Raw genomic sequence first — 18,853 nt, forward strand, 5'->3', positions numbered from 1 at the left:
GCAGTCTGGGCCGACCGGGCAACGGCTCACAACGCGGGCAGCTACGCAGATGGATTGCCGAGCATCAAATCTCGACGTCACACTTCCTCGGGCAGGCTCATCGAAGGGGGAAACCCGCCACGAACGCCAAGCATCCGAGTGAGGTGCTGGTGAAGCACAGTGGTGCGCACCGCAGCAACACCAAGCGTCTGCGCCGGGCGATCCTCCTTGTCGGTGTCGCTGAAGCGTGCGCTCGTTGCGGCGTGGGCCCCGAGTGGCTCGGTAGACCGATGACCCTGGAAATTGATCACATCAACGGCGACTGGAGCGACGACCGGCAGGAGAATCTCCGGCTGCTGTGCCCGAACTGCCACGCCATCACCAACACGTGGTGCCGAGGAGGGCAAAGCAAGAGGCGACCGCCGACCGGTAGCATGGCCGATCACGCGGCCGTGTTGGAATGGCAGACAAGCGGCGCTTAGAACGCCGTGGGTGAAAGCCCGTGTGGGTTCGAGTCCCACCGGCCGCACACATGCACAGAGGGGGCCGCTCAACGAGCAGCCCCCTCTCCGCGTCAGCCCAACAGCTCCCGCACCACCGGCACCAGTGCCCGGAACGCCTTCCCCCGGTGGCTGATCGCGTTCTTCTCGGACGCTGTCAGTTCCGCGCACGTGCGGGTCTCGCCCTCCGGCTGGAGGATCGGGTCGTAGCCGAAGCCGCCCGTGCCGGCGGGGGTGTGGCGGAGGGTGCCGCGGAGTTGGCCCTCGACCACGCGCTCCGTGCCGTCGGGCAGGGCCAGGGCGGCCGCGCAGGCGAAGTGGGCGGCCCGGTGTTCGTCGGCGATGTCGCCGAGCTGGGCGAGGAGGAGGTCCAGGTTGGCCCGGTCGTCGCCGTGGCGGCCGGCCCAGCGGGCGGAGAAGATGCCCGGCGCGCCGTTCAGGACGTCGACGCAGAGGCCGGAGTCGTCGGCGACGGCGGGCAGGCCGGTGGCCTGGGCGAGGGCGTGGGCCTTGAGCAGGGCGTTCTCGGCGAAGGTGACGCCGGTTTCCTTGACGTCGGGGATCTCCGGGTAGGCGTCCGCGCCGACGAGGTCGTGGGGCAGGCCCGCGTCGGCGAGGATGGCCCTCAGTTCGGTGATCTTTCCGGCGTTACGGGTGGCGAGGATCAGGCGGGTCATGGGGACCAGTATCGCCGGGCCGCGGACTGCGGACCGGCGCACCCCGGGCCGGGGCCCTCCCCCTACGGCGTGCAGACCTTGGTCAGTTCGCCGGCCGCGTCGGTGACGGGGCTGAGGTCGGGGGTCTCGTCGCCGTTCTCGACGGAGGTGCGGACGTTGTCGACGGCCTTGCCGAGGTCGTCGACGGCCTTGTTGACGTCGGTGTTGTCGGTCTGGTCGCCGATCTTGTCCAGGTTCTTGTCGATGGAGTCGAGGGACTCCTCCCACTGGGTGGGGTCGGAGGTGTTCTCGACGGCCTGCTGGAGTTCGGTGACGCTGTCGGCTATCGCGTCGGCCGTGCGGACGCAGTCGAGGGCCTTGTCGACGGCGTCGCAGCCCGTGGTGAGTCCGGCCGTGAGGGCGACGGCGGCCAGCGTGGCGGCGACGGTGGCGGTGCGGCGAAGGCTGCGGTGGCGGCTCGCGGCCATGGATCTCGGTCCTCCCCTGGGCACCGGGCCGGGCGGCCCGTGTGCGGTGCGGCGTCGGGCGTACGGCCGGAGTGGCCGTACGCCCGTGGTGCTGTACTGCTAGGGACGCCGTCGCGAGCGGGTGAGTTGCGTGTCCGCACGCACTTCCTTGGGGCGTCTTTGGGTCGCCCTTTACCTTTCCAGGGTCTCGTCGAGCGCCTTGCGCTGGAGCGCGGCGAGGTCGGCGCAGCCCGCCGTGGCGAGGTCGAGCAGGGTGTTCAGCTCGTCGCGGGCGAAGGGCTCGGCCTCGGCGGTGCCCTGGACCTCGACGAAGCGGCCGTCGCCGGTGCACACGACGTTCATGTCGGTGTCGGCGCGCACGTCCTCCTCGTAGCGCAGGTCGAGGAGCGGGACGCCGTCGACGATGCCGACCGAGACGGCGGAGACGGTGCCGGTCAGCGGCTTGCGGCTGGGCCTGATCAGCTTCTTGGTCTGGCCCCACGCGATGGCGTCGGCGAGGGCGACGTAGGCGCCGGTGATGGCGGCGGTGCGGGTGCCGCCGTCGGCCTGGAGGACGTCGCAGTCCAGGACGATGGTGTTCTCGCCGAGCTGCTTGTAGTCGATGACGGCGCGCAGGGAACGGCCGATGAGGCGGCTGATCTCGTGGGTGCGGCCGCCGATGCGGCCCTTGACGGACTCGCGGTCGCCCCGGGTGTTGGTGGCGCGGGGAAGCATGGCGTACTCGGCGGTGACCCAGCCTTCGCCGCTGCCCTTGCGCCAGCGGGGGACGCCTTCGGTGACGGAGGCGTTGCAGAGGACTTTGGTGTCGCCGAAGGAGACGAGGACGGAGCCTTCGGCGTGCTTGCTCCAGCCGCGTTCGATGGTGACGGGGCGGAGCTGCTGGGGGGTGCGGCCGTCGATGCGTGACATGCGGGTGAGCCTAGCGGCCCGTGCGGAAGGGGCCTTGACCGCAGTGGAGAAGCCGCCGCGGTCAAGGCCCCTTGCCGGTGGACCCGATGGGGTCGGGTCACATCATGTCTTCGATTTCCGCGGCGATCGGGTCGGCGTCGGTGCCGATGACGACCTGGATGGCGGTGCCCATCTTGACGACGCCGTGGGCGCCGGCGGCCTTCAGGGCGGCTTCGTTGACCAGCTCGGGGTCGTTGACCTCGGTGCGGAGGCGGGTGATGCAGCCCTCGATCTCGTCGATGTTGTCGATGCCGCCGAGGCCGGCGACGATCTTCTCAGCCTTGCTGGCCATGTTCTTTCTCCCTGATCCGAACCGCTTTGTCGCAGTAACCCACAGTTGGCCCATCTTCGCGAGCCATCGTGCGGTGGGTGCCGAATGATGGCGTCACGGCGGCGGAGCCGTCTGTCAACTGGTCTACACCAGTGTACCGGCGACCGGATGGAGACCGGATGAGTGCCGACAGCGCGGTCAGCCCCGGGCGCGCCCGTTGGAACAAGGCGTTCCAGGGGCTGCAGAAGATGGGACGCAGTCTTCAGCTGCCCATCGCGGTCCTGCCCGCTGCCGGCATTCTCAACCGGCTCGGCCAGCCGGACGTCTTCGGGGACGACGGTCTTGGCTGGTCGAACGTCTCGAAGGTGATGACCGGCGCGGGTGGCGCGCTGCTCGACGGTTCGCTGGGGCTGCCGCTGCTGTTCTGTGTGGGCGTGGCCATCGGGATGGCGAAGAAGGCGGACGGTTCGACGGCGCTGGCGGCGGTGGCGGGGTTCCTCGTCTACTGGAACGTACTGCGGCAGTTCCCGGAGGACTGTCCGGAGGGGTCGGAGGCCATCCCGCAGATCGGGTGCCGGCTGACCGACGGGTCGGAGACGGTGACGGCGTTCACCTACCAGAACCCGGGGGTCTTCGGCGGCATCGTGATGGGGCTGCTGGCGGCCTACTTCTGGCAGCGCTTCCACCGTACGAAGCTGGTTGACTGGCTCGGCTTCTTCAACGGGCGCCGGCTGGTGCCGATCATCATGGCGTTCGTGGCGATCGCGTTCGCGGCGCTGTGCCTGTGGGTGTGGCCGCCGATCGGCAGCGCGCTGGAGAGTTTCAGCGACTGGCTGAACGGGCTGGGCGCGTGGGGTTCGGGCATCTTCGGGGTCGCGAACCGGGCGTTGCTGGTGATCGGCCTGCACCAGTTCCTGAACGTGCCGATGTGGTTCCAGTTCGGCTCGTACACCAAGCCCGACGGCACGGTGGTGCACGGCGACATCAACATGTTCCTGGCGGGCGATCCGACGGCGGGCCAGTTCACCACGGGTTTCTTCCCGATCATGATGTTCGCGCTGCCGGCGGCGGCGCTGGCGATCACGCACTGTGCGAAGCCGCACCGGCGCAAGGAGGTCGGGGGCCTGATGCTGTCGGTGGCGCTGACTTCGTTCGTGACGGGGATCACGGAGCCGCTGGAGTACTCGTTCCTCTTCATCGCGCCGGTGCTGTACGCGGTGCACGCGGTGCTGACGGGTGTGTCGATGGCGGTGACGTGGGCGCTGGGCGTGAAGGACGGGTTCAGCTTCTCGGCGGGGCTGATCGACTACGTCATCAACTGGAACCTGGCGACCAGGCCGTGGCTGATCATTCCGATCGGGCTGTGCTTCGCGGTGGTGTATTACGTGGTGTTCCGGTTCGCGATCACAAAGTTCGACCTGAAGACTCCGGGCCGGGAGCCGGAGGACGAGGTGGAGGACGTCACGAAGGTGTAGACCTCACGTACCCTCACGTACCCTTTGAGCGTGGTCTCGCGAAGGCCCCCGGACCTCCCGTCCGGGGGCCTTCGGCACGCCCTCGCACGCGTCTGAACTGGGGCCTTGGGCAAGCACTGCGCGTAGCGCCGCGGTTGCGGAATCGCGGGTTCCTTACGCGGCCTTCATCGTGCTACAACAGGTCTACACCACTGAGTGGTGTAGACCACCACCCGATGGAGGAAGTATGAGCACCGCCACCGACAAGGCGGCCCCCGCAAAGAAGCGGGGATCTGGTCTTTTCCAGGGTCTGCAGAAGGTCGGCCGCAGCCTGCAGCTCCCGATCGCCGTGCTGCCGGCGGCGGGCATCATGGTCCGGCTCGGCCAGGACGACATCTTCGGCAAGGACGGCCTCGGCTGGGACCGGGTCGCCGCGGTCTTCAACAACGCCGGCGGTGCCCTGACCGGATCGCTGCCGATCCTGTTCTGCATCGGCGTGGCCATCGGCTTCGCCAAGAAGGCGGACGGTTCGACGGCCCTGGCCGCGGTGGTCGGCTTCCTCGTCTACAGCAAGGTCCTGGAGGCCTTCCCGGTCACCGAGGCGGTGGTCAAGCAGGGCGAGGACGTCGCCGCGACGTACAACGACCCGGGGGTGCTCGGCGGCATCATCATGGGTCTGCTCGCCGCCGTGCTGTGGCAGCGGTTCCACCGCACCAGGCTGGTGGACTGGCTCGGCTTCTTCAACGGGCGCCGGCTGGTGCCGATCATCATGGCCTTCGTCGGCATCGTGGTCGGTGTCTTCTTCGGTCTGGTCTGGGAGCCCATCGGCACCGGCATCTCCAACTTCGGCGAGTGGATGACGGGCCTCGGCGCGGGCGGCGCGGCCCTGTTCGGCGGCGTGAACCGGGCGCTGATCCCGGTCGGCATGCACCAGTTCGTGAACACCGTGGCCTGGTTCCAGCTCGGCGACTTCACCAACTCCGCCGGTGAGGTCGTGCACGGCGACATCACCCGCTTCCTGGCCGGTGACCCGTCCGCCGGCATCTTCCAGTCGGGCTTCTTCCCGATCATGATGTTCGGTCTGCCGGCCGCCGCCATCGCCATCGCGCACACCGCCCGCCCGGAGCGCCGCAAGGCCGTCCTCGGCATGATGGTCTCGCTCGCCCTGACCTCGTTCGTCACGGGTGTGACCGAGCCGATCGAGTTCTCGTTCATGTTCATCGCGCCGGTCCTGTACGTGCTGCACGCGGTGCTCACCGCGATATCCATGGCGGTCACCTGGGGTCTGGGTGTGCACGCGGGCTTCAACTTCTCGGCCGGTGCCATCGACTACGCCCTGAACTGGCACCTGGCGACCAAGCCATGGCTGATCATCCCGATCGGTCTGGTGTTCGCGGCGATCTACTACGTGACGTTCCGTTTCGCGATCGTCAAGTTCGACCTGAAGACCCCGGGCCGCGAGCCCGAGGAGGAGGTCGAGGACCTCACGAAGGCGTGAGTCCCCGCCGTACGGCATGACGGGCGTACGGCATGACGAGGGCCCCGGAACCGGGAAGGTTCCGGGGCCCTCGCGTACGTCCGCGGGCGGGCTAGACCTCGTACACCGCGCCCGTCGCCGCGACCTCCACCGCCCCGTCGTAGACCTCGCGCGCGTCGGCCAGGTTGACCCGGGGGTCGGTCCACGGGGGGATGTGGGTGAGCACCAGGCGGCGGGCGCCCGCGCGGGTGGCGGTCTCGCCGGCCTCGCGGCCGTTGAGGTGCAGGTCGGGGATGTTCTCCTTGCCGTGCGTGAAGGCGGCCTCGCACAGGAACAGGTCGGTGTCCCGGGCGAGTTCGTCCAGCGTGGGGGTGACGCCCGTGTCGCCGGAGTAGGTGAGCGAGCGGCCGCCGTGCTCGACGCGGATGGCGTAGGCCTCCACGGGGTGGGCGACCCGCTCGGTGTGCACCGTGAACGGGCCGATCTCGAACGTGGACGGCTTGACCGTGTGGAAGTCGAAGACCTCGCTCATCGAGGAGGCCGAGGGGGTGTCGGCGTAGGCGGTGGTGAGCCGGTGCTCGGTGCCCTCGGGTCCGTAGACCGGGAGCGGGGCGCAGCGGCCGCCGTCGTGCCGGTAGTAGCGCGCCACGAAGTAGGCGCACATGTCGATGCAGTGGTCGGCGTGCAGGTGGCTGAGGAAGATCGCGTCGAGGTCGTAGAGACCGCAGTGGCGCTGCAGCTCGCCGAGGGCACCGTTGCCCATGTCGAGGAGCAGCCGGAAGCCGTCGGCCTCGACGAGGTAGCTCGAGCAGGCCGATTCCGCGGACGGGAACGACCCCGAGCAGCCGACGACGGTGAGCTTCATGAAGCAGAAACCTCCGCTGGCGCGTATGGAGAGACGGGGGTCGTGCGGTTTGTCGAGCGTAAGGCGCAAAACCCCGGGTCGCTCCTCCACCAGGGTGCGTTGTGGGCGAACTCACCTGCGGTGTCACCGGTTCGGCTGGAACCGGGGCGCTTGGGGGCGTTGAAGGGGCGCGCGTGGAGAGTGCGCGCCGGTACCGTCTCGGTATGCACACGTCCTGGTGGCTCGCCCTCGCGGCGGTGGTCCTGCTCGCGGCCGTCGCCACGGTCGTCGACGGCTGGGGCCGCGGGCGTCGCCCTCCCCGGCCGGGCGGCAGCCGGCGGCCGCCGGGACGTCCCACGGGCCCCCGGGCCCGGTCCACACGTCCGCGGCCCGCGGAGATCTGGTGGGCGAACGTGCCGTACGAGGACACCGCCGGGGCCAAGGACCGGCCCTGCCTGGTGATCTCGGTGCGGGGGCGGCGGGTGCTGGTCGCGAAGATCACCACGCGGCAGCGGGACGGGCGGACCGGGGTGATCACGTTGCCGCCGGGCTCGGTCGGGGACGCCCGGGGCCGGACGAGTTTCCTGGAGACCGACGAGCTGCGTGAGGTGCCCGTGGGGGACTTCCGGCGCCGGGTGGGTGTGGTGGACCCGGTCCTGTGGGACCAGGTCCGTCACCTCGCGCGGTAGACCGCCGCCCGCGGGTCCGCTGGGACCGTCAGCCGTCGGTCAGGCCCAGAGCTGGCCCTGGAGGGTCTCGATGGCCGCTTCGGTGGTGGCCGCCGTGTAGACGCCGGTGGAGAGGTACTTCCAGCCGCCGTCGGCGACGACGAACACGATGTCCGCGCTCTCGCCGGCCTTCACCGCCTTCTTGCCCACGCCGATCGCGGCGTGCAGCGCGGCGCCGGTGGAGACGCCCGCGAAGATGCCCTCCTGCTGGAGGAGTTCCCGGGTGCGGGTGACCGCGTCGGCGGAGCCCACCGAGAAACGGGTGGTGAGCACGGAGGCGTCGTACAGCTCGGGTACGAAGCCCTCGTCGAGGTTGCGCAGTCCGTACACCAGGTCGTCGTAGCGCGGCTCGGCGGCGACGATGCTGACGTCCGGCTTGTGCTCGCGCAGATAGCGTCCGACGCCCATCAGCGTCCCCGTCGTCCCCAGACCGGCCACGAAGTGGGTGACCGAGGGGAGGTCGGCGAGGATCTCCGGGCCGGTCGTCGCGTAGTGGGCGCCCGCGTTGGCCGGGTTGCCGTACTGGTAGAGCATCACCCAGTCCGGGTGCTCGGCGGAGATCTCCTTGGCGACCCGCACGGCGGTGTTGGAGCCGCCCGCGGCCGGCGAGGAGATGATCTCCGCGCCCCACATGGTGAGCAGGTCCCGGCGCTCCTGCGAGGTGTTCTCGGGCATCACGCAGACGATGCGGTAGCCCTTGAGCGTGGCCGCCATGGCCAGGGAGATGCCGGTGTTCCCGCTGGTCGGCTCAAGGATCGTGCAGCCCGGGGTGAGGCGGCCGTCCTTCTCCGCCTGCTCGATCATGTGCAGGGCGGGGCGGTCCTTGATGGAGCCGGTCGGGTTGCGGTCCTCCAGCTTGGCCCAGATGCGGACGTCGTCGGACGGCGAGAGCCGCGGCAGGCGCACCAGGGGGGTGTTGCCCACCGCCGCCAGCGGGGAGTCGTACCGCATCCCGATCAGGCCATACCGCCGGCGACGGCCGGCAGGATCGTGATGCTGTCGCCGTCGCTGAGCTTGGTGTCGATGCCGTCCAGGAAGCGGACGTCCTCGTCGTTCAGGTAGACGTTGACGAAGCGGCGCAGCTGGTCTCCGTCCACAATGCGTGCCTGGATGCCCGTGTGCCGGGTCTCGAGGTCGGCGAAGAGCTTGGCGAGGGTGTCCCCGTTGCCCTCCACCGCCTTCTGACCGTCGGTGTACTGGCGGAGGATGGTCGGGATGCGGACCTCGATGGCCATGGCTGAGGGCTCCTGTCGGAAGTTCGTGGTGGGTTCGGAGGGCACGCGGCGGCACACGTCGGCACGCCGCGGCGCACGGCCGAGGGGCCGTACGGCGGCGGCGGAAGATCAACAGATGGCGCTGTTCAGCCTGCACAGGTCGACGTGCAGCCGCGCCACGAGCAGCGTGCCCGGCGCCTTGTCGCTCACGTCGAGAAGAACCATGGGCTCATCGTATCGATTCCCGGTCCGGCTTCCGGAGTGTGATATCGCATCGTGGACGATTTTCGTCCGCCATGCGGTATCAGTAGGCCTCCACCACCTTGACCTCCTCCTCCGTGACCTCTCCCGCCACGATCCGGAAGGAACGGAACTGGAAGTCGCCGGCGCCGTCCGCGTCTGCGGTGGAGACCAGGACGTAGTGCGCGCCTGGCTCGTTGGCGTAGCTGATGTCGGTGCGGGAGGGGTGGGCCTCGGTGGCGGTGTGCGAGTGGTAGATGACCACCGGCTCCTCGTCGCGGTCGTCCATCTCGCGGTAGAGCTTGAGCAGGTCCTGCGAGTCGAACTCGTAGAAGGTGGGCGAGCGGGCCGCGTTCAGCATCGGGATGAACCGCTCGGGGCGGCCCTCGCCCTCGGGACCGGCCACCACGCCGCACGCCTCGTCGGGGTGGTCCTCGCGCGCGTGGGCGACGATCTGGTCGTACAGGGCCTGGGTGATGGTCAGCATGCGGCCCAGGATAAGCAGAAGGGCCGGTCCGTACCGAGGGGTGGTACGGACCGGCCCGTATGCCGGACGTCCTGAGCGGTGGCCGTGCCGGGTGCCACGAGCACCCCGTGCGGCCGGACGTCCGCGAGGCGCGCGAACGCGCAGGTCAGCCGAGCTTCTCCAGCTCCGGTTCGCCGTGCCGCTCGGTGATCCGCGGGTTGCGGCTCTTGAGCACGGCCCAGCCGATGCCGAGGGCGGCGGCCCAGCCGGCCATCACATACAGACAGACGCGGGCGTCGGCGTCGTAGGCGATGAGGCAGGTGACGAAGAGGAGGAAGGCGATGGCGATGTAGGAGCAGACCGAGCCGCCCGGGGCCGGGAAGGAGGAGGCGGGCAGACGGCCCGCGACGACCTTGCGGCGGTACCGGACGTGGCTGAACAGGATCATCAGCCAGGTCCAGATGCCGGCCGCGGTGGCGACGGAGGTGACGTAGCCGAAGGCCTTCTCCGGGACGACGTAGTTCAGCACCACGCCGATGCCCATGAAGACGACGGAGACCGCGATGCCGAACGCCGGGGTCCTGGTCGACGACAGGCGGCTGAAGACCTTGGGGGCCTCGCCGTTGTCCGCGAGGGTGCGCAGCATGCGGCCCGTGGAGTACATGCCGGAGTTGCAGGAGGACAGGGCGGCGGTGAGCACGACGAAGTTGACGATGCCGGCGCCGGCCGGGATGCCGATGACGGCGAACGCCTTCACGAAGGGGCTGACGCCCTCGGCGAACTCGGTCCACTTGACCACCGCCAGGATGACGGTGAGGGCGCCGACGTAGAAGAGCGCGATGCGCCAGGGCAGGGTGTTGATCGCCTTGGGGAGGGTCTTCTCCGGGTTCTCCGACTCACCGGCGGTGACTCCGACCAGTTCGACGGCGAGGTAGGCGAACATGACGCCCTGGAGGGTCATCAGGGAGGAGCCGATGCCCTTGGGGAAGAAGCCGTCGAACTGCCACAGGTTGGAGACGGCGGCGGTGTCGCCGGCCTGGCTGAAGCCGAGGGTGAGCACGCCGAGGCCGATCACGATCATGCCGATGATGGCGGTGACCTTGACCATCGAGAACCAGAACTCGATCTCGCCGAAGAGTTTCACCGAGATGAGGTTGGCCCCGAAGAGCACGACCAGGAAGACCAGGGCGGAGACCCACTGCGGGATCTCGGGGAACCAGTAGTGGATGTAGATGGCGGCGGCGGTGAGTTCCGCCATGCCGGTGACCACCCACATCAGCCAGTACGTCCAGCCGGTGAAGTAGCCGAAGAAGGGGCCGAGGAACTCGCGCGAGTACTCGGCGAAGGAGCCGGAGACGGGACGGTAGAGCAGGAGCTCGCCGAGCGCCCGCATGATGAAGAAGATGATCACGCCCGCGAGGGCGTACATGAGGATGATGCTGGGGCCGGCCTTGGCGATGTTCGCCCCCGCGCCCAGGAAGAGACCGACGCCGATGGCGCCGCCGATCGCGATCATCTGGACCTGGCGGCTGTTGAGCCCGCGCTCGTAGCCCTCTTCCGGTGCCTTCTCCGTGTCGACCTGCGCAGAGGTCATGTGTGATGCGCCTTTCTCCATGCCGATCCGGACCTTCGGTCGGTCTCGGATCGGGTCGCGATCCCCCCGGATGATGGAGCTGAGCGGGCCTCACATCCCGCTCGGTGCCTGGCCGGCGGTCGCCGGCTCGGTGGCGCACCCGGCCGAACATTCGGGTGGTGTTCGCCGGGCGGTCGTGAAGATTTACCACGACCGCGGCGCTGACCACAGGGACCATTTGTGACGCACCCCACAGACAAAAAGGGACACAAGGTGCCCTGGAGGCGCAAAAAAGGGCGCGCTTTTGGGGTGATCGTTACCCGGATTTGAGGCTCCGCTGAGCGGACACGAAGGGGGGCCGAACCGCCGCCTTCCGGGCATAAGGCCCGGTCAGGGCATGAGGGTCGCGACGAGCGACTCCTGGAGCCCGCCGAGCCACAGATACGCCATCACCATCGGCTTGCGCGGATCCTCGTCCGGAAGCCGGTAGAGCAGGTCGGTGTCGTCCTCGTCGGCGATCTCCAGCCGGGAGCCGATCGCGAGGCGCAGGTCGTTCAGGGCGCCCAGCCACTGCCGGGACTCCTCCGCCGACAGCGTCAGCACCGCCGCGTCCTTGCCGGCCGACCGGGAGGCCACGGCGTCCAGCGCGCGGATCACGGCGAGCGCGGTCTCCCGCTTGCCGGCCCGCAGGTCGTTCTCGGTGTACCGGCGGAACTCGGCGGACGACGCCCGCTGCTCCTCGGCCTCCCGGGCCTGCGGGGTGCCCTCCGGGTCGCCGTAGGCATCCGGGAACAGGCGGCGCAGCACCGGGTCGGACGGCGGCTCGCTGGGACCCTCGGCGAACAGCTCGGCGAGCGGGTCGTCGGAGGCGTCCTCGGCGGGGCCGGGGCCGATCAGCTCCAGGAGCTGCACGGCCAGCGAGCGGATGATGGAGATCTCGACGTCGTCGAGGGCGACGGCCGCGCCGCCGCCGGGGAGCGGTTCGAACTGTCCTGACATGGGGGCGATTCAGCTACTTCCGTCCTGCGGGCGGGCGAGGGTCATTTCCGGTCCTGCTGGAGGGTGGCCCACAGGCCGTAGCCGTGCATGGCCTGGACGTCCCGCTCCATCTCCTCGCGCGAGCCGGAGGAGACGACCGCCCGGCCCTTGTGGTGGACATCCATCATCAGCTTGGTGGCCTTGTCCTTGGAGTAGCCGAAGTACGACTGGAAGACGTACGTCACGTAGCTCATGAGGTTGACGGGGTCGTTGTGCACGATCGTCACCCAGGGCACGTCGGGCTCGGGTACGGCGGAGACCTCCTCCGCCGACTCGGTCTTCTCGATCTCCATGGGTGCGGCTGCCGTCACAGGGCCCATGCTGCCACCACAGGGGGGCACCCGCACAAACGGGCCTGTGGTGGGCGCCACGCGAACCGGACCGGCATCGAAATCGTCAGAGTGACGAAATGGGGGTACGATCCGTCGTATGAACACAGCGGACCTTGGGCTGCCGGTCGACGTTCCCTCCACGGCGCTCTTCACCGACCAGTACGAGCTGACCATGCTGCGGGCCGCCCTGAAGGCGGGCACCGCCGGGCGGCGGAGCGTGTTCGAGGTCTTCACCCGCCGGCTGCCCGACGGGCGCCGCTACGGCGTCGTGGCGGGCACCGGGCGGGTGCTGGACGCGGTGGAGAACTTCCGCTTCGACGCGGACGTGCTGCGCTTTCTGCGCGAGAAGGACATCGTCGACGAGCAGACCCTGGACTGGCTCGCCCGGTACCGCTTCGGCGGCGACATCTGGGGCTACCCCGAGGGCGAGGTGTACTTCCCGGGCTCGCCGGTCATGCGGGTCGAGGGGACCTTCGGCGAGTGCGTGCTGCTGGAGACGGTGATCCTCTCCATCCTGAACCACGACTCGGCGATCGCCGCCGCCGCCTCCCGGATGTCCTCGGCCGCCGGGAACCGCCCGCTGATCGAGATGGGCGCCCGCCGCACCCACGAGCTGGCCGCGGTCGCCGCCGCCCGCTCCGCCTACGTCGGCGGCTTCGCCACCACCTCCGACCTGGCCGCCGGCTTCCGCTACAACATCCCCACCGTCGGCACCTCGGCGCACGCCTTCACCCTGCTGCACGACAAGGAGCGCGACGCCTTCCGGGCCCAGGTCGACGCCCTCGGCCGGGACACCACGCTCCTGGTGGACACCTACGACGTCGCCGAGGCCGTCCGTACGGCGGTGGAGGTCGCCGGGCCCGAGCTGGGCGCGGTGCGCATCGACTCCGGCGACCTGCTGCTGGTCGCGCACCGGGTGCGCCAGCAGCTGGACGAGCTGGGCGCCACCCGGACGAAGATCGTCGTGACCTCGGACCTGGACGAGTACGCCATCGCCTCACTGGCGGCGGCGCCCGTGGACGCGTACGGGGTCGGCACCCAGCTGGTGACCGGCTCGGGACACCCCACGGCGTCGATGGTCTACAAGCTGGTCGCCCGCGAGTCCGGCGGCGCCGGCGAGGGCGCGCCGCTGGTGCCGGTGGCCAAGAAGTCCAGCGGCGGCAAGACGTCGGTCGGCGGACGCAAGTGGGCCGCCCGGCGACTGGACGCCGAGGGCCACGCGGAGGCCGAGGTGATCGGCACCGGGCCGGTGCCCGCGGACCTCGCCGACCGGCAGCTCCTGGTCGAGCTGGTCAGGGGCGGTGAGGTGGTCGCCCGCGAGCCGCTGGACGCCGCCCGGGACCGGCACGCGGCCGCGCGCGCCGGGCTGCCGCTCTCCGCCACGCAGCTCTCCCGAGGGGAACCAGTCATTCCGACGGAGTACGCGCACGAGGGGTCGGGTAACTAAAGCTGGTACGGACCGCCAGGCCCCGCTCCGCCCGTTCCCACCGACCTCACACATCGCCTCATCGACCCAGTCGAAGGACACCGACCATGCGCCGCGCCTTGATCGTCGTAGACGTGCAGAACGACTTCTGCGAGGGGGGCAGCCTCGCGGTGTCCGGCGGTGCCGACGTGGCCGCCGCCATCACCGAGCTGATCGGGCAGGCGCCCGCCGGCTACCGCCACGTCGTGGCCACCCGCGACCACCACATCGCGCCGGGCGGCCACTTCGCCGACAACCCCGACTACGTCCACTCCTGGCCGGCGCACTGCGTCGCCGGCACCGAGGGGGTCGGCTTCCATCCGAACTTCGCGCCGGCCGTAGCCTCCGGCGCCATAGACGCCGTCTTCGACAAGGGGGCGTACTCGGCGGCCTACAGCGGCTTCGAGGGCGCCGACGAGAACGGGACGCCGCTCGCCGAGTGGCTGCGGAGCCGGGAGATCGACGAGGTCGACGTGGTGGGCATCGCCACCGACCACTGCGTGCGGGCCACCGCCCTGGACGCGGCCCGCGAGGGCTTCCGCACCCAGGTGCTGCTCGACCTGACCGCCGGGGTGGCCCAGGCGACCACCGAGCGGGCGCTGGAGGAGCTGCTGGAGGCGGGCGTGGAGCTGTCCGGGAAGCCGGTCGTCCAGTAGCGGCCGGCCGGCTCTAGGTCTGGGCGGTCGGCTGTCTGAGCAGGGCGCGGATCGGGTGCCACAGCTCCTGGACCAGGTCCGGGCCGCCCGCCACCCCGGCGGCCGGCGCCGTGCGCCATATCAGGCCGTCCGGGTGGTGCAGGACCGCGGTGACCTCGTCCGGGGTCGGCGGGGCCGCGTTGCCCCGCAGGTAGACCGCGCGCAGCCCCAGGTTGCGCAGCCTGGTCAGGGCGCGCGCCCGGTTGCGGGCGTGGACGAGAAAGCGCACGCTGCCCTCCGGGCAGGCGGGGCTGGGCAGGTTCAGTGCCACCACCACCGTGCCGTTCGGCAGCTTGCAGAAGCCTCCTGCGGCCATGCGGTCATACCCCCGTGTCAGCCGGCGTCGGTCCGGGCGTCGGACCCGGTGTCAATAAGAGAACCACAGGACGCACCTAAACACGGATCGGCGGTGACCCGCCAGGGGGTCACCGCCGAACACGCTCTGACCTGCACTAATGCTGTTTACCTGCCTGCGGGGCCGACTTCCAGCTCGATCGTCGAGCCGTTCTTGGCCTCCTTGAGGATCTTGATCTTCGTGTTGGTGTCAGTGATCTTGACGCCGCCGGTGGGGTTCGCCGGGTCGTAGTAGGTGTTCGTGCGGTCGTTGAAGACCGAGACGCCCTTCGAGCCCGGGATGTACTTCGCGACGTCCGCCTGGTGCAGCGTCATGCCGTCCGTGCGGTAGAGGCTGAACGGCGAGTCGTACGACTGGATGCGGTTGCGCATCAGCGTGCCGTCCTTCCACTTCAGCGCGGTCGGGTGCGAGTCGATCGGCAGGACCAGGCCGGTGCCCGGGTGCTGGCTGGTGTTGTTGTCCGCCTGGGAGGTGTCCCACTTCCAGATCAGCAGGCCGTTCTGGTAGGCGTAGTGCTCCACCCAGTCCGGGCGCTCCGAGAAGCCGAAGTTGTACGGGCCGGTCTTCAGCGTCTTGTCGTACGACACGTACTGACGGTTCTCGGCGATGTAGTACTGCGCGTAGTCCTTGGTGAAGGACGCGCCCACCCGGGAGAAGCCCTTGGCGGTCCAAGCGGCGTCCGCGGTCTCGGCGTTGTCGGTGAAGAGCGCCTGACCGTCGGCCGTCACCGTGATCGCGTCGGCCGCGAAGCCCTTCTGGGCCACGCCGCCGTCGGTCTGGTAGCGGAAGCGGAGGTCGATCTTCTTGCCGGCGTAGGCGTCCAGCGGGTAGGCCAGCTTGCCGTAGGCGTCCACGGTGCCGCTGAGGGCCGGCTTGTCGCTGCCGTCGCGCTGGATCGGCTGCCCGTCGAACGTGCCGTCGATCGCGGTCCAGTTGGCGCCGCCGTCGGTGGACACCTCGGTGTAGAGGTAGTCGTAGTCGGCCTCGATGTCGTACCAGCCGTCCAGGGTGAGGGAGGCGGACGACTTGCCGGTGAGGTCGACACTGCGGGTCAGCGTGTTCCTGAGGTCGTCACCGCTGCCGCTCCACCACTGGGTCTGCCCCTCGGCGGGAACGACGATCTCGGTGGTGACCTCCTTCTTCGGCAGCTCGACGACCAGGCCCTGCTTGTGCTTGGTGTTGTACTCGGCCAGGCCCAGCTTGTGCCAGGAGTTGACGCCCGCCTTCGCGGTGTCGTAGTTGAGCCAGCCCAGCTGGAGCTTGTCCCAGGCGGTCATGTCGCCGGGCGTGTCGCCGATCTCCTTGCGGCCGGCACCCAGCCACGAACCGGACGACATCAGCGTCCAGAAGCCGGTCGAGTTGTCGCCGCCGGCCGTGTCGTAGTGGTCCGGCAGGCCGAGGTCGTGGCCGTACTCGTGCGCGTAGACGCCGAGTCCGCCGTTCTCCGGCTGGATCGTGTAGTCGCCGACCCAGACACCGGTGTCGCCGATCTGGGTGCCGCCGAGCTTGTTGTCGGCCGGGCCGGTGGCACCGGCGTCGGTACCGAAGGCGTACCAGCGGTGGGCCCAGATGGCGTCCTCGCCCTGCGCGCCGCCACCCGCGGACTCGTCCTCGCCGGCGTGCACGATCTGGAAGTGGTCGATGTAGCCGTCGGGCTCGTTGAAGTCGCCGTCGCCGTCGAAGTCGTAGCGGTCCCACTGGTCGTACTGGGCCAGCTGGGACTTGATCTGGGTGTCGGTCCGGCCGGCCGCCTTCTGGTCCGCGACCCAGGCGGTGACGCCGTCCTGCACCGCGTACCAGGCGCAGTTGTCGGGGTCGCACTTGTTGGAGCCGTAGCGGGCCTCGTTGTAGGGGACCTTGACCCAGTCGGAGACCTCGCCGTCGACCGAGTACCGGCCGGAGGACTGCTTCTCGTAGTACGTCTTGACCGAGTTGACGCCCTTGCCGGAACCGAAGTACAGGTCCTGGAAGTGCTCCTGGTCGTAGTCCTCCTGCCAGGCCGTGGAGTTGTCCGTCTTGCGGTTCGGCTTGGCTATCTGGTTGTGCAGCGGGCCGGCGTCGCCGCCGTAGCGGCTGTCGATCTTGTCGCCGAACTCGACCAGGATGGTGAAGATCTTGTCGGTCTTCTCCCGGCCCAGCTCGACGTACTTGGCGTCGCCCTTCTTGCTCTTGAGCTGGACGACGTTGGAGCCGTCCTTCTTCTTCACCGAGGCCTTGCCGGATATGACCTGGTTGAGGGCCTCCTCACGCTGGGCGGCCTGAGTGTCGCTCAGGGGGCCCTTCAGGTCGTGGGAGCGTGTGCCCTTGTCCGGGCTCGGGTCTTGGCGGTCCACGGCCTCGGGCCGGGACGGTGCGTCCGCCTGCGCCACACCGGCCGCCGAGAGCGTGGCGGTGGCCGCGGCGAGTGCGACGGTGGTCGCCGCCGTTCTGAACTTCCAGGATCTACTGGTCACTTGAGTTCCTCCCCCGCGTCCACGCGCGCGGATGGGGGGACAAGGACAGAGCAAAGTCCGCGCACACGTGCTCAACGCGTGTAGTCAAGTGACGACATTTGACTAGAGGTTCATCAGAAAAGACAGACCTTGACTTGAGCAGAACAAGTGCACTATGCGGAGGCGTCGTTCGTTTTGCGGACACCCGGCCAGGGCCGCCGGCCCCTCCGGCGGGCGCGCGGCGCCGTCCACTTCCCGGACGTCATGAATCCGTGCGCCCCCCGTGCATCGGCCATGTCGGTTAGGCCATGCTTACTGCTGGTTCCACTCGGGCACACAGCGGGTTAGAGTCGCTTGGCGGAACGCCCGGAAGCCGGCGGACAGCCAGGCCGACAGCCCGTCTCACCCCCAAGATCGCCTTCCGAGGACACGATGGCCATGCCCCGTCCGACTGCCGCACAGTTCGCCTACGGTTCGTGCACCGTGATCTTCTCGACGCTCGCCATGTTGCTGCTGTCACAGACGAGTTCGGGTCCCGGAGTCGCCGTCATCGCCGTCGCCGCGCTCGCCCTCGGGCTGCTGGTCGCCATGACGGTCCCCCAGCCCAGGACACGCACCGTGTCCACCGTCGCCGCCCGCGGGCCCGCCGCGGACCGGACGCCGGTGCCGGCGGGCCGGATCTCCGCGGGGGCGGGCGAGTCGCGCGGACGCGCCGCGTAGGAGCCGACGGCTGGGCCGTCAGCGGGGCCGTCAGCGGGTGCTGACCACGACCGTCTTGGCGGCCTTGTCGTGCAGGCCCTGTTTGTAGGGCCGGTCGAAGAAGCTCCAGCCGCCCGCGATGACCGTCCAGATGCAGGCGCAGCAGAACGCGAACGGGATCCACAGCACCAGGGCGCGGATCAGCGACGTCTGCACCGAGGGCGTCGCTCCGTTGTCCAGGTTGGCCACCCGCATCCCGAGCCACTTCTTGCCCAGGGTCTGGCCCGTCCTGCTGATCAGGTAGGTGTCGTAGGCGATGTAGAGCACGGCGGCGATCACGGACTGCCAGAGCGAGTTGCCGACCTCGATGTCCTCGCCGTCCACCGTGTACTCCTGGACGTTGAAGGCCCAGCTGAGCAGCCAGACCACGATGCCCACGAGGATCATGTCGATGATCCGCGCGAGGGTGCGGCGGCCGCTGTCGGCGAGCGGGGGCATACCGGCGAGGGGGTCGCCGGGGGCGCCGGCACCGCCGTAGGGATCACCGCCGTAGGGGCCACCACCGCCGGGAGGCGGAGCACCGTAGGAGCCACCACCGCCGGGAGGCGGAGCACCGTACGGGCCACCACCGCCGGGAGGCGGAGCACCGTAGGGGCCTCCTCCGCCGGGGGGCTGGGCACCACCCGGGGGCGGGGTGCCGTAGGGGCCGCCCTCGCCGGAACCGGGCTCCGGGCCCGGTCCGGGGGACGGAGGCGGTTTCCTGAACGGGTCGTCTTCCGGCGGCTGCCCGCCGGATCCGGGGGGCGGTTCGCTGCTCATGTCCCGAGTCGAACTCGGACTCTCTTTCCCCGCATCCGGCGAGCGGCCGTCCGGAGTACGCGGTCGGGGGAAGCGGCCAGGGGTTCGTCGCCGGGTGCGGGTGCGTCGTGGCTGGTCGCGCAGTTCCCCGCGCCCCTTTGGGGCGCGTCCAGTGCACGTACCTCAAGGGGCGCGGGGAAC

The 18,853-nt window shown here is 69.6% G+C and carries 22 protein-coding genes and 1 tRNA gene; 8 read left to right on the forward strand and 15 right to left on the reverse strand.

The genetic code is table 11. From position 1 onward, the window contains the following. Nucleotides 1-149 precede the first annotated feature (149 nt). On the forward strand, nucleotides 150-461 hold the full coding sequence (locus ACFW01_RS17155) for a hypothetical protein (RefSeq protein WP_384504332.1): 312 nt from the start codon (nucleotides 150-152) through the stop codon (nucleotides 459-461). After that, nucleotides 426-508 (forward strand) — tRNA-Leu (locus tag ACFW01_RS17160). Before ACFW01_RS17155 ends, ACFW01_RS17160 begins: the two co-directional genes overlap by 36 nt. A 45-nt stretch (nucleotides 509-553) precedes the next feature. On the opposite strand, the gene rdgB is transcribed toward ACFW01_RS17160, so the two are convergent. The 4 genes from rdgB to ACFW01_RS17180 all read right to left on the reverse strand — a co-directional run bounded on the left by rdgB (nucleotide 554) and on the right by ACFW01_RS17180 (nucleotide 2,863). Beyond that, complete coding sequence (gene rdgB, locus ACFW01_RS17165) at nucleotides 554-1,156, reverse strand: RdgB/HAM1 family non-canonical purine NTP pyrophosphatase (RefSeq protein ID WP_234959568.1); 603 nt, start codon at nucleotides 1,154-1,156, stop codon at nucleotides 554-556. A gap of 62 nt (nucleotides 1,157-1,218) precedes the next feature. Beyond that, a complete protein-coding gene (locus ACFW01_RS17170) occupies nucleotides 1,219-1,623 on the reverse strand; it encodes a hypothetical protein (RefSeq protein ID WP_234959567.1) in 405 nt (134 codons plus the stop codon). 171 nt (nucleotides 1,624-1,794) lie between these two features. Further along, complete coding sequence (rph, locus tag ACFW01_RS17175; RefSeq protein ID WP_384504335.1) at nucleotides 1,795-2,532, reverse strand: ribonuclease PH; 738 nt, start codon at nucleotides 2,530-2,532, stop codon at nucleotides 1,795-1,797. Between the two features lie 97 nt (nucleotides 2,533-2,629). After that, a complete protein-coding gene (locus ACFW01_RS17180; protein WP_030975226.1) occupies nucleotides 2,630-2,863 on the reverse strand; it encodes a glucose PTS transporter subunit EIIB in 234 nt (77 codons plus the stop codon). Nucleotides 2,864-3,021: 158 nt separating this feature from the next. Here ACFW01_RS17180 and ACFW01_RS17185 point away from each other — a divergent pair, with 158 nt between their 5' ends. Then, entirely contained in the window at nucleotides 3,022-4,317 is a 1,296-nt protein-coding gene (locus ACFW01_RS17185) for a PTS transporter subunit EIIC (RefSeq protein ID WP_234959565.1), read from the forward strand. Between the two features lie 226 nt (nucleotides 4,318-4,543). Next, entirely contained in the window at nucleotides 4,544-5,794 is a 1,251-nt protein-coding gene (locus ACFW01_RS17190) for a PTS transporter subunit EIIC (protein WP_234959564.1), read from the forward strand. 91 nt (nucleotides 5,795-5,885) lie between these two features. Here ACFW01_RS17190 and ACFW01_RS17195 read toward each other — a convergent pair whose 3' ends face one another. Then, nucleotides 5,886-6,638, reverse strand: a complete 753-nt coding sequence (locus tag ACFW01_RS17195) for an MBL fold metallo-hydrolase (RefSeq protein WP_234959563.1) — start codon at nucleotides 6,636-6,638, stop codon at nucleotides 5,886-5,888. A gap of 203 nt (nucleotides 6,639-6,841) precedes the next feature. Between ACFW01_RS17195 and ACFW01_RS17200 the strand changes: the two genes are divergently transcribed. Continuing rightward, nucleotides 6,842-7,306 carry a type II toxin-antitoxin system PemK/MazF family toxin gene (locus ACFW01_RS17200; RefSeq protein ID WP_384504338.1) on the forward strand — a complete coding sequence of 155 codons (465 nt, stop codon included), beginning with the start codon at nucleotides 6,842-6,844 and terminating at the stop codon, nucleotides 7,304-7,306. 39 nt (nucleotides 7,307-7,345) lie between these two features. Here the strand turns inward: ACFW01_RS17200 and ACFW01_RS17205 are convergent, their stop codons facing one another. The 7 genes from ACFW01_RS17205 to clpS all read right to left on the reverse strand — a co-directional run bounded on the left by ACFW01_RS17205 (nucleotide 7,346) and on the right by clpS (nucleotide 12,196). Further along, nucleotides 7,346-8,296 (reverse strand): cysteine synthase, encoded by a 951-nt coding sequence (locus tag ACFW01_RS17205; protein WP_234959561.1) that lies wholly within the window; start codon nucleotides 8,294-8,296, stop codon nucleotides 7,346-7,348. A 5-nt stretch (nucleotides 8,297-8,301) separates the two neighbouring features. Then, entirely contained in the window at nucleotides 8,302-8,580 is a 279-nt protein-coding gene (locus tag ACFW01_RS17210; protein WP_161326815.1) for a MoaD/ThiS family protein, read from the reverse strand. 108 nt (nucleotides 8,581-8,688) lie between these two features. Beyond that, nucleotides 8,689-8,784 carry a putative leader peptide gene (locus ACFW01_RS17215; RefSeq protein WP_019065921.1) on the reverse strand — a complete coding sequence of 32 codons (96 nt, stop codon included), beginning with the start codon at nucleotides 8,782-8,784 and terminating at the stop codon, nucleotides 8,689-8,691. Between the two features lie 79 nt (nucleotides 8,785-8,863). Further along, nucleotides 8,864-9,286 carry a Mov34/MPN/PAD-1 family protein gene (locus ACFW01_RS17220; RefSeq protein WP_384504340.1) on the reverse strand — a complete coding sequence of 141 codons (423 nt, stop codon included), beginning with the start codon at nucleotides 9,284-9,286 and terminating at the stop codon, nucleotides 8,864-8,866. A 145-nt stretch (nucleotides 9,287-9,431) separates the two neighbouring features. Then, entirely contained in the window at nucleotides 9,432-10,859 is a 1,428-nt protein-coding gene (locus ACFW01_RS17225) for an amino acid permease (protein ID WP_234959559.1), read from the reverse strand. Between the two features lie 369 nt (nucleotides 10,860-11,228). Next, nucleotides 11,229-11,837, reverse strand: coding sequence for a DUF2017 domain-containing protein (locus ACFW01_RS17230; protein WP_234959558.1), 609 nt, complete (start codon nucleotides 11,835-11,837; stop codon nucleotides 11,229-11,231). A gap of 41 nt (nucleotides 11,838-11,878) precedes the next feature. Next, entirely contained in the window at nucleotides 11,879-12,196 is a 318-nt protein-coding gene (gene clpS / locus ACFW01_RS17235) for an ATP-dependent Clp protease adapter ClpS (RefSeq protein WP_234959557.1), read from the reverse strand. Nucleotides 12,197-12,305: 109 nt separating this feature from the next. Here clpS and ACFW01_RS17240 point away from each other — a divergent pair, with 109 nt between their 5' ends. After that, nucleotides 12,306-13,655, forward strand: a complete 1,350-nt coding sequence (locus ACFW01_RS17240) for a nicotinate phosphoribosyltransferase (protein ID WP_234959556.1) — start codon at nucleotides 12,306-12,308, stop codon at nucleotides 13,653-13,655. 86 nt (nucleotides 13,656-13,741) lie between these two features. Next, nucleotides 13,742-14,329, forward strand: a complete 588-nt coding sequence (locus ACFW01_RS17245; RefSeq protein WP_161330770.1) for a nicotinamidase — start codon at nucleotides 13,742-13,744, stop codon at nucleotides 14,327-14,329. 13 nt (nucleotides 14,330-14,342) lie between these two features. On the opposite strand, the gene ACFW01_RS17250 is transcribed toward ACFW01_RS17245, so the two are convergent. Together ACFW01_RS17250 and ACFW01_RS17255 are read right to left on the reverse strand one after the other, a co-directional pair. Then, nucleotides 14,343-14,684, reverse strand: coding sequence for a hypothetical protein (locus tag ACFW01_RS17250; RefSeq protein WP_234959555.1), 342 nt, complete (start codon nucleotides 14,682-14,684; stop codon nucleotides 14,343-14,345). A 146-nt stretch (nucleotides 14,685-14,830) separates the two neighbouring features. Continuing rightward, nucleotides 14,831-17,176 carry an immune inhibitor A domain-containing protein gene (locus tag ACFW01_RS17255; RefSeq protein WP_234959554.1) on the reverse strand — a complete coding sequence of 782 codons (2,346 nt, stop codon included), beginning with the start codon at nucleotides 17,174-17,176 and terminating at the stop codon, nucleotides 14,831-14,833. 417 nt (nucleotides 17,177-17,593) lie between these two features. Between ACFW01_RS17255 and ACFW01_RS17260 the strand changes: the two genes are divergently transcribed. Continuing rightward, nucleotides 17,594-17,875 (forward strand): hypothetical protein, encoded by a 282-nt coding sequence (locus tag ACFW01_RS17260; protein ID WP_234959553.1) that lies wholly within the window; start codon nucleotides 17,594-17,596, stop codon nucleotides 17,873-17,875. Between the two features lie 30 nt (nucleotides 17,876-17,905). Here ACFW01_RS17260 and ACFW01_RS17265 read toward each other — a convergent pair whose 3' ends face one another. Continuing rightward, nucleotides 17,906-18,673: an RDD family protein gene (locus tag ACFW01_RS17265; RefSeq protein WP_384504344.1), complete on the reverse strand. Its 768-nt coding sequence runs from the start codon at nucleotides 18,671-18,673 to the stop codon at nucleotides 17,906-17,908. Nucleotides 18,674-18,853 lie beyond the last annotated feature (180 nt).

Source organism: Streptomyces sp. NPDC058985 (assembly GCF_042740985.1).
Taxonomy (GTDB): Bacteria; Actinomycetota; Actinomycetes; order Streptomycetales; family Streptomycetaceae; genus Streptomyces.